The sequence below is a fragment of the Virgibacillus sp. genome (genome assembly GCF_013393565.1).
Lineage (GTDB): Bacteria > Bacillota > Bacilli > Bacillales > Amphibacillaceae > Virgibacillus > Virgibacillus dokdonensis.
On sequence record NZ_JABXHF010000002.1, the window covers coordinates 99,707 to 110,029 of the forward strand.

General features: G+C 37.1%; 6 protein-coding genes. 3 read left to right on the plus strand and 3 right to left on the minus strand.

Annotation, left to right across the window (positions count from 1 at the left end; translation table 11 throughout):
• Positions 1–83 precede the first annotated feature (83 nt).
• Positions 84–1,175, minus strand: coding sequence for a nitric oxide synthase oxygenase (locus tag HLX49_RS01020; protein ID WP_077702907.1), 1,092 nt, complete (start codon positions 1,173–1,175; stop codon positions 84–86).
• Between the two features lie 432 nt (positions 1,176–1,607).
• On the opposite strand from HLX49_RS01020, the gene HLX49_RS01025 reads away from it, so the two are divergent.
• Positions 1,608–3,206 carry an aspartate:alanine exchanger family transporter gene (locus HLX49_RS01025; protein ID WP_077702906.1) on the plus strand — a complete coding sequence of 533 codons (1,599 nt, stop codon included), beginning with the start codon at positions 1,608–1,610 and terminating at the stop codon, positions 3,204–3,206.
• 366 nt (positions 3,207–3,572) lie between these two features.
• Here HLX49_RS01025 and menC read toward each other — a convergent pair whose 3' ends face one another.
• Complete coding sequence (menC, locus tag HLX49_RS01030) at positions 3,573–4,682, minus strand: o-succinylbenzoate synthase (RefSeq protein WP_101933620.1); 1,110 nt, start codon at positions 4,680–4,682, stop codon at positions 3,573–3,575.
• Between the two features lie 367 nt (positions 4,683–5,049).
• Complete coding sequence (locus HLX49_RS01035) at positions 5,050–6,468, minus strand: YfcC family protein (protein WP_077702904.1); 1,419 nt, start codon at positions 6,466–6,468, stop codon at positions 5,050–5,052.
• A gap of 312 nt (positions 6,469–6,780) precedes the next feature.
• On the opposite strand from HLX49_RS01035, the gene HLX49_RS01040 reads away from it, so the two are divergent.
• The gene (locus HLX49_RS01040; RefSeq protein ID WP_101933619.1) at positions 6,781–7,902 is read left to right on the plus strand and encodes a M20 peptidase aminoacylase family protein; all 1,122 of its coding nucleotides are present in this window, start codon (positions 6,781–6,783) and stop codon (positions 7,900–7,902) included.
• Positions 7,903–8,419: 517 nt separating this feature from the next.
• The gene (locus HLX49_RS01045) at positions 8,420–10,018 is read left to right on the plus strand and encodes an aspartate:alanine exchanger family transporter (protein ID WP_077702902.1); all 1,599 of its coding nucleotides are present in this window, start codon (positions 8,420–8,422) and stop codon (positions 10,016–10,018) included.
• The last annotated feature ends 305 nt before the right edge of the window (positions 10,019–10,323 follow it).

Genomic DNA, 10,323 nt, shown 5'->3' on the forward strand with positions numbered 1-10,323 from the left:
CAGTTGTGCTAATTTAATAAGCTTTCTGCATATAGCTATTGGATAATTGATAAAAGTAGTGTTAAAACCTCTATAATTTGCAATCAACCCTGATTATGTTTTGAATAGAAAAAATTTGGTTTATGCACTGTATTATCAAATGGCTTATGAAAAATATGTGTAGTTGCTGGTGACAATGGAGGAATAAGCCATGACCATTTACCAGTAACTGTTCTACCTTGTTTTTGTTCATTCTTTTCAAATACGGCAAATTGTTTAGCTGCTGTATGATGATCAACAATGGAAACCCCTGCTTGTTTAAATGACTCTAAAACCGCAATGTTTAATTCAACTAAAGCGCGATCTTTCCATAATGTATTTAAATGCTTTGTGTTTAACCCTAACTGTTTCGCCACTAAAGGTAATAAATTATAACGGTTCTCATCAGCAAGGTTTCTCGCCCCAATTTCAGTTCCCATGTACCATCCGTTAAACGGGGCAGCATGATAACTTATACCACCTATTTCCAAGCACATATCAGAAATAATTGGTACACCATACCATTTTACTTCTTGCTGAGCAAAAATATCTTCCGTTGGATGTTGGATGGGAATTTCTAAAACAATATCGCTAGGAATCTCCATCCACTCTAGTTCCCCATCATCAACTTGGATGACTAATGGGAGCAAATCAAAAGGAGTTCCCTCCCCTTTCCAGCCAAGTTTTTGACATTGCTGTGTAAAAGTAATCGAATTAGGATCACCTATCACTCCATTCTCTGATTGGTAACCAGCGTAGCGAAGCAACTGATGGTTCCATATTTTTACTGGAGCATGTCCATTTTTTGTTGGTGAAAATATCGTAATTAACGGTCGAATTTTCCCGCTGTTTCCAGCGTAACGAATGTGATGCAATAACTTTTCAAAAACATGTTGGCTTTTGTTCACAGAACGCGCATCAATAACTTCCATACGCTCCCAAAACAACCTACCAATACAACGGTTAGAATTTCTCCAAGCTACTTTCGCCCCGTAGGTTAATTCCCCATACGTATGCTCATAAGTGCCTGTTTGTTCCATTTCACGTTGTACCTCTTGTAGTCGGTATTCAAGCTCTTTTTCTAATCCACATTCATTGTGATACAGTTGCAAAAAGTGTACAGCTTCTGCCCATAGTTGCTTTTGATTATAATGCATATATTATCCTCCGATGTTTGAACTCTTTTATAGTTTATCAAAGCCATTTTCCTTCATGTGTGACAAACTTTCAACAACTGGTGCAATGTTCTAATTTATAATTTATTTTCCTTTCACATAATCATCACCCCATTACTCTTTAGAAAAACTTGGCTTTTCCGAAACCTTATAACGGAAACTGTAGTTTTCCTTTACTATAAAACTTTTAAAATATATACTTTTGTTGGTGATGATGTAGCGTCGCCACGTGAGTTCGTGAGAAAACATGGCAAAAGCCTTTGTTTTATTTATAAGATAAATAGTCACTCGCTCTATGTGAACGAGAATGATTTCTACTGTATTGTAAAAAATTAATAACGTTTATCAGTTCTTTCGTTTTTTCAATCTAGATGTAGTAAGATAGATTGGGTAGAATAAAAGAGGGAGATTAAAATGGAAGATTTACTACACGATTTACTTAATGAACAGCTTATTTTAGTCTTTGTTATTTTGTTTTTAGGATCATTATTAGGACAAATAAAAATGAAAGGCATCTGTCTAGGATCAGCTGGCGTTTTAGTAATTGCGATGCTTTTTGGACATTTTGGCTATCAAGTATCAACAGCAGTACAAAATTTGGGACTTAGCTTATTCATAGTTGCTGTCGGTCTACAGGCGGGGCCGCGTTTTTTCCGTATGATGCGTTCTAATGGTATCGTTTTTTGTCTCATTTCTCTATTTATCGTCATTAGTGCAGCTGTAACTTCTGTTGTCGTTGCTAAAATTTTCGACCTGCCAACAGCACTAGCTATTGGGTTATTAACAGGAGCATTAACAAATACCTCAGGCTTAGCAGCAGCCCTGCAAGCAACCAATGACCCGATGGCATCTGTTGGTTATGGGATTGCCTATCCATTCGGCGTGCTTGCTATTATACTATTCGTTCAGCTTTTACCGCGTATTGGGAAGATAAACCTTGCCAAAGATTTAGAAAAAACAAACAGCCCGATAAAAACAGAACACTCGCCAGAAGTAATGACATTTAAAGTAACGAACCCAAAATTGCATAAAAAAACATTACGCGAGCTCGGTTTTAGTCGTAATTCGGTCGTGATCAGCCGGATTATCCGAGGAGTTCATACCATGATTGCACTTCACGACACTACTATTTTATTAGGAGATTACCTCGTTTCCGTTGGTGAAGCTGATGAACTGAAAGCTTTTGGAGAACATGTTGGTGAACCAGTCAATGCAACGATGGATAACCCTGATAATATACAATTACGGAAGATTACGGTTGAGGATGAAGACTTAGTTGGTAAGAATATGAAAGAACTTAGACTGAGGAGAGATTATGGGGCAACCGTAACCAGAATTGAACGAGATGGAATCGAGCTAAATCAAAATCCAAATACTCCTTTACTTCGTGGAGACGTTTTAACGATGGTAAGTAGTGAAAATCGATTAGAAGAAATAGAAAAATTCTTTTCTCGTAAAAAACTATCTGTAACAAATATTCACATCCTATCCATCAGTGTCACGCTTTTAGTCGGTATTTTAGTTGGAATGCTTCCAATTCCTATACCAGGATTAGGAACGATGCAACTTGGGCTAGCAGGAGGCCCTTTAATTGTTGCTTTAATCATTGGGCACTTTGGAAAACTCGGTCCCATCCATGTACGATATTACGGTCCAGCTATTCACGTTATAAGCGAATTAGGTCTTGTCTTATTTTTGGCAGGCGCTGGAACAACAGCAGGCCAAGGTTTAATTGATGTGATCCAAAAGCAAGGTGTCGTATTAGTTGTTAGTGGAACTATTATAACGACTGTGTCCATCTTATGCGGATATTTTGCAGCAAGAAAACTGTTCAAGTTCGGCGTTGTCTACTCTCTAGGTACTTTATGTGGTGGTAGAACATGTACGCCTGGACTCGGTGCTTTAAATTTACAAATAGATTCTGAAGAACCAGCCATTGCTTATGCTGCGGCTTATCCTTTTTCACTTATTTTTGGTACGGTTGCCGCTCAATTTGTGTTAGTTTTCTTCTAAAAAAATAGGGACCAATATATTGCAACCTCTATTTGAACATTTTTTCACAAATGATCATCATCTGTTAACATGTTAAAACAAAGTTCACGTTTATAGAAAACTTGAATGACCGCAAATTCCCATAAGAAAAGTGATGATGATCATACTTGGCTTATCTTCCATTCTTAATGACGAAAAGCTTAATGTAGTTTATTTAAATGCAACCAAGCACTTTTATAAGACTCCTACTTTACTAATTAGAAGATGTAAAAAGTCTACATGGGTGATAACATTACCTATGTCTTTTTTCGTAAGAAGTATTAAAGTAATACGCTTGAGCTACTAAAAATCAGTGGAGACAAAAGCAACCTCCACTGATTTTTTCTATTACTTTTTAAACTGTTTCTTTCTTATCGTATGCTTTTCAACCTCATCTTTTAAAACTTTATAACCAATTCCTGGCGCATCATTTACTGTTAAGACACCGTCTTCTGCCACTACCTCCGGATTAATAATATCTTTTTCCCAATATCTAGAAGAAGACGCTGTGTCTCCCGGAAGTGTAAAGTTGGCTAGCGAAGCAATAGCAATATTGTGTGCGCGTCCAACACCAGACTCTAACATCCCCCCACACCATAAGGGTATCCCTGCTTGTTCACATAGGTCATGAATTCGTTTTGATTCGGTCAATCCGCCTACACGACCGATTTTTAAATTAATTATTTTGCAACTTCCTAAAGCAATTGCTTTCCGAGCATCTTCATAAGAATGGATGCTTTCATCTAGACACACTGGTGTTTCAATTTCTTTTTGTAACGTAGCATGGTCAAGGATATCATCTGCTGCAAGCGGCTGCTCGATCATCATTAAATGGAACGTATCCAAAGCTTTCAACGTGTCAATATCATCCAGTGTATAAGCAGAGTTTGCATCTACCATTAAAGGAATATCTGGAAAATGCTTACGTACTTCTCGTACTACATCCACATCTTTACCAGGCTTAATTTTTATTTTAATTCGTTTATAACCTTCAGCCACTTTTTCCCGAATATTCGCTAATAATTCTTCAATATTTTCCTCAATTCCTAAACTAATCCCCACTTCGATTTGCTTTTTGGTTCCACCTAGCATGGAAGATAAAGACTTTTCTTGCTGTTTTGCATACAAATCCCACATAGCACCTTCCAAAGCTGATTTAGCCATATAATTGCCTTTATACGGTTTAAACGTATGTTGTAAATCGTTTGGGTGGCTTATCTCTTGTTTCATTGCCTCTGGAATGAGAAACTGTTCAAGCATCATCCAGCTTTGTTGCGTAAATTCTTCACTATACAACGGACGTTCGGAAGCTACACCTTCGCCCCAGCCAGATCGACCACTAGCATCTTTCACCTCTACTAATAAAAAATCACGATCTTGCTCAGTACCAAAGCTTGTTGTAAATGGGTGTTTCATTTTCATTTTCAATTGATATAAAATAATTTCTGAAATATCCACTAGTCATCTACTCCTTTTATCTTTATTAAAACAAATTACCATTGGGACTTTATTAGCCTTTCGGAAAAATTTAGGTTCCTGTTTACATAGTATCATGTATAATTACAGGATGCTTTCAGCAAATCCTTTCATATATGTCAAGTTTTTCTCGACATTTTTGCAACCTCAATATTTCCAGCTAAGCGAAATGTAGCTAATGACCGCTGCGGAAAAACACTACGCTTTCCCACAGGACAAGGAAATCCACAACAGCGAAACATCGAAATCATTTTCGTCTCCGTGGCTTTCCTCACCAAGAAATATTTTACACATATATTCTTTCTCTTCCATTCATTCATGATTTTGGCAATATTGATACACGTAAAGCCTATACAGGCCCCCAACCAATAAATACTGCAACAGTTAAGTAGACAATACCGATAATAAACCAAATAATTACTAAAGGTATAATAAATTTAACCCACTTCACCCAGGAAACACCCGCTATTGCTAAGGTAGCCATTAAAATTCCTGATATAGGTGTAAGGACGTTTGAAAATCCATCCCCCATTTTATATGCTTGAACGGCTACTTGTCTTGGAATTTCCATCATATCTGCTAAAGGGGTCATAATAGGCATGACAATTACTGCTTGTCCACTTCCAGAGGAAACGATGATGTTAAACAAAAAATTAGCTAAAAACATCATATTTGCGCCTAATGCACTGGAGAATGGGTCCATGATTGTAGCCATCCCTTGGACAATCGTATCCAAAATTTGACCGTTTTCTAAAACAACAACGATAGAACGAGCCATTCCAATAATTAATGCTCCATATACTAAACCACGGCAACCATTAAAAAATTGTGTAACGAGTTCATTAGGATGCATTCTAGCAAGAAAAGCTGTTCCTATTGCAATAACGATAAACATAGCGGCCATTTGGTTTAGCGACCAATCATACTGAAAGACACCAAACACATAAATAGCTATGCCAACCGCTAGCCATGTTAATACTAACTTATGAACAGTGGTAAGTTGTGCAGGAATACTTTCGAAAGCTTTTTCTTCTGATTTTGGAAATGGGTTGTCTCCTAATACACTTTTGGTTGGATCTTTTTTAATTCGATTCGCATACCACCAAATATAGCCAATCGTAGATCCAAGTACAGTTACATAAATGAGGATTCGATAGCTAATACCTGAGAAAAGAGGAACTTGAGCAATTTCCTGAGCCATCCCTGTTGTTAACGGATCAAGAAATGCTGTGTTAAACCCTGCATAAGCTCCCAAATATATAATGGACACGCCAACAATAGCGTCTAATTTCATAGAACGCGCTAGGATAATCCCAATTGGTATAAATGCAATGACAGCATTTACTATAATTCCTAATGCTCCAAATATCGAAAATAACGTACTAACGAGAATAATCAGTAAATATTCCTTATTCTTCGTTTTATTAATTGTCTTCATAATAAGTGCATCGATAGCTCCTGTATACTCAATAACTCCAAAAGCACCACCAATGATAAGTACTAAGAAGATAAGTCCTGCTGAATCAATCATTCCCTGTTGAATAGATACAAATAAATCCATAAATGAAGCTGGCTCTTGCTCGGCTTGTTGATAACTATCAGGCACTACTATCGTTTTGTCATCCACTGTTTCCCGCTCAAAACTCCCCGCTGGGATAATATACGTGGCAATAGCAGCTAGCACTAAAATCATAAATAAAATAACATAAGCATCTGGCAAGCCTAGCTTCTTCTTGTCTTTTTGTGTGAATCCTGATGAATTTTTCATAATCTCCTCCGATTTTTCTAAATTTTATTAACTTGCATGATATTATAATAAAGCATATAATTTATTTCAATACTAAATTAAAATAATAGTTTAAAAACTTTTTAAACTTCCACTCTTGTAAAGTGAATATCAATTAGGGCAGTCTTTCATTCTCCCCTAATTGTTTCGTATTTTATGGGTATGACCTACACCCCTCTTACAAAAAAGGAATGGAGATGCTGTTAGCTGACTTTGATTTTTCAACCCATCTCTTTCAATTCTTAAAGTGGAAGACTTACAACACTTTATAAACAGGAAAGGAGATTACCTCTCATGACTAGCTTAGAACAAAAGATAAAAGGCACGTTCCATCATTTACATAACCATGCAGAAATTAGTTGGGAAGAGAAAGAAACGACCAACTATATCAAGTACATTCTTCAAAAAGCAGGGTGTGATGTGCATACATTCACAGATCACACAGGGGTTATTGGGCGATTTGGAAACTTTGAAAAAGATTTACCAGTGGTAGCCATTCGAGCTGATATCGACGCACTTTGGCAAGAGGTAGATGGCACATTTCAAGCCAATCATTCTTGTGGACATGACGCACATATGGCTATGGTATTAGGGGTGTTATGGAAAATAAAACAAAGCCCCAGTCTTCAAGACAAGGTAGCGATAAAGTTTATTTTTCAACCTGCAGAAGAAACAGGAACTGGCGCATTAAAATTAGTAGAAAAAGGTGTTGTAGAAGATGTCGATTATTTATTTGGCGTCCATTTACGACCAAAACAAGAGACACCGATGCACGATGCAGCTCCAGTTATTGTGCATGGAGCATGTAAAACATACAAAGCGAAGATTATTGGTGTAGACGCACATGGGGCAAGACCGCACTTAAATACGAATGCGATTGAAGTTGGTGCACAAATTGTACAATTACTGAGTAAGATTCATTTAGATCCAACCGTCCCCCATTCTGTAAAAATGACGAACTTCCAAGCTGGTAGTAAGAGCACCAACATTATACCTGGAAGTGCTACCTTTGCAATCGACATGCGGGCACAAACGAACGAAGCGATGGATGAGCTAGATAAGCAAGTAGGAGCCATTTTTGATTCAATACAACATCTTTACCCAATTAAGATAGACATTATGGAGAACCATGGCATTGCTGCAGCCAAAACAAATAAGGAAGCAACATCTATAATGACAACTGCAATTACCAATGTGTTAGGGCAAGAAGCCGTTCAGCCCCCTTTAATTACTCCTGGAGGAGATGATTTTCACTTCTATACGATTAAGAAGCCAGAATTAAAAGCGACTATGCTAGGTCTCGGTTGTGATTTAACGCCAGGATTACATCACCCACAAATGACATTTAATTCTGATGCACTCATCAACGGTGTTGAAATTCTAACGGAAGCAGTTCGACAAGTTTATGAATTCTAGAGCATTTTCTATTAAAAGTTTGGTTTCCATTTTCATTATATCTCAAGTTGTACGTTCTAAAGGTGTGCAGAGGAAATAGACGTAGACACTGTAATAAGAAGGCATTGGTGAGCCCCTACATTGTGCCTGCACGAGGGGTTATCCAACCACTTACGAAAAGCAACATGTTTTGCAGAGCATTTTAGAGGCATGAACTACTTCTACTCGTTCATGTTTTTCTTTGTTCTGAATACTTTTGTTACAACTTCGAGGTTACACAATGCATTTAAAAGTTGAAAAATTCCTTTTACTATACATTTTTACCTCTTTCCCCTTCATTCAACAACTGATAAATTTCATAGATTCTCACCCACCTTTCAGTAATATATTTTAAAAATGGTTGGAACAGGATATTAAAGCGATTACAATGTTTTTCAATCATTCAAAGCTTGAAAAATTTTTGAACAATCTTCCCAAGAACAAGATTTTTTCTTTCGTTGTAGTAAAATAGATACTATGAAAGAAAGAGGAGAGGAAAATGGAAACATTACTTCACGATTTACTAGACGAACAACTTATTTTAGTTTTTGCCATTTTACTAATTGGCTCTTTTCTTGGTCAACTTAAATTAAAAGGACTAAGCTTCGGTTCTGCCGGAGTTTTACTTGTTGCTATGATTTTTGGACATTTTGGATATAACGTATCGCCAATTGTACAAAACCTAGGTTTGAGCTTATTTATAGTAGCTATCGGTTTACAGGCTGGCCCACGATTTTTCAGAATGATCCGTTCTAATGGAATTATATTTTGTAGTATCTCTTTATGTATTGTTACCAGTGCAGTCATCACTACCATTATAGTTGCAAAAACATTTGATCTTGAAGCAGCGCTAAGCATTGGATTAATGACCGGAGCATTAACAAGTACTCCTGGTTTAGCTGCAGCATTACAAGCAACAAACGATTCCATCGCTTCTGTCGGTTATGGAATTGGGTACCCTTTCGGTGTGCTAGCAATCATTTTATTTGTTCAGCTTTTGCCTCGTTTTAGTAAAGTCGACTTAATGAAAGATTTAGAGGCATCAAAAAATCCAATTAAAGATGAACATTCACCTGAAGTGATGTCATTTAAAGTAACCAATCCAAAACTTCATAGAAGAACCTTAAAAGAGCTTGCGATTAGTAAAAAGGATGTCGTAATTAGCAGAATTATTCGCAACGGACATACGATGATTGCTCTCAGCGATACTCCTGTACTTATGGGGGACAACCTTGTTACTGTTGGAGAAGAAGATGAACTGAAATCTTTTGGTACTTATGTCGGACAAAAAGTAACCACGCAACTAGAAAACCCAGATAATATACGGTTTAAAAAAATCACTGTAGAAGACGAGTCCGTTATTGGAAAAAGCATGAAGGAATTAAAATTGAGAAAAAAATATGGTGCCACCGTAACTAGAATTGAACGTGAAGGACTAGAATTAAAGCAACATCCTACGATGCGCTTGCTCCGAGGTGATGTTTTAACCATTGTAAGCACGGAAAATCGTTTGAACCAAGTTGAAAAACTATTTTCGCGAAAAAACCCAGCCGTCACCAATGTACACATTTTCTCGATCAGTATAACACTATTATTAGGAATCATTGTTGGTATGCTCCCCATTTTCATTCCAGGGTTAGGAACAATTAAACTAGGAATAGCTGGCGGGCCACTTTTTGTTGCTTTAATTGTTGGTCATTTCGGTAACATTGGACCCATACATGTACGTTATTATGCCCCAGCAAACCATGTCATTCGAGAATTAGGTCTTGTATTATTTCTAGCAGGTGCTGGAACAACAGCGGGACAGGGACTTGTAAATGTGATACAAACAGAAGGAGTGAAGCTTGCGGTTGGAGGAACGATCATCACGCTTGTGCCACTCTTTATCGGTTATTTAGTAGCAAAAAAACTATTTAAGCTTAGCATTGTGCACTCACTTGGTTCACTGTGCGGCGGTAGGACGAGCACTCCTGCTTTAGGTGCATTAAATCAAGTGATAGATTCCGATGATGCCGTTATTGCCTACGCCGCTGCTTACCCATTTTCACTTATTTTTGTTGCTATTTCAACACAATTAATGATGTTTTTTCTGTAATTCATGCTCATCAATGAACATGGACCTCTGTCATTTTAACAAAGAACGTAGCACTTATATGTTAGCTTGCATTTACGCCTTTCGCCATAGGACTTGGCGAAAGGCGTAGTTTTTCTTATACTATACACTTTTATACTTTTATGCTTTCCTATAGTACTAGTAAAAACGATAGTCGTATTTATGTTTGTTTTGCTTAAACTATAGAGTAGGATAGAATTCTAAGTTTTAACTACAGCTATCGCCATAGAGGTTAGTGATAAATCACATATTTATAGTAAATCTTTACACTACTTTAACCAATTATT

Coding starts and splice junctions, on each gene's coding strand:
- HLX49_RS01035 (WP_077702904.1), bottom strand. CDS start 6,468: ATGAAAAATTCATCAGGATTCACACAAAAAGACAAGAAGAAGCTAGGC.
- HLX49_RS01040 (WP_101933619.1), top strand. CDS start 6,781: ATGACTAGCTTAGAACAAAAGATAAAAGGCACGTTCCATCATTTACAT.
- HLX49_RS01025 (WP_077702906.1), top strand. CDS start 1,608: ATGGAAGATTTACTACACGATTTACTTAATGAACAGCTTATTTTAGTC.
- HLX49_RS01020 (WP_077702907.1), bottom strand. CDS start 1,175: ATGCATTATAATCAAAAGCAACTATGGGCAGAAGCTGTACACTTTTTG.
- HLX49_RS01045 (WP_077702902.1), top strand. CDS start 8,420: ATGGAAACATTACTTCACGATTTACTAGACGAACAACTTATTTTAGTT.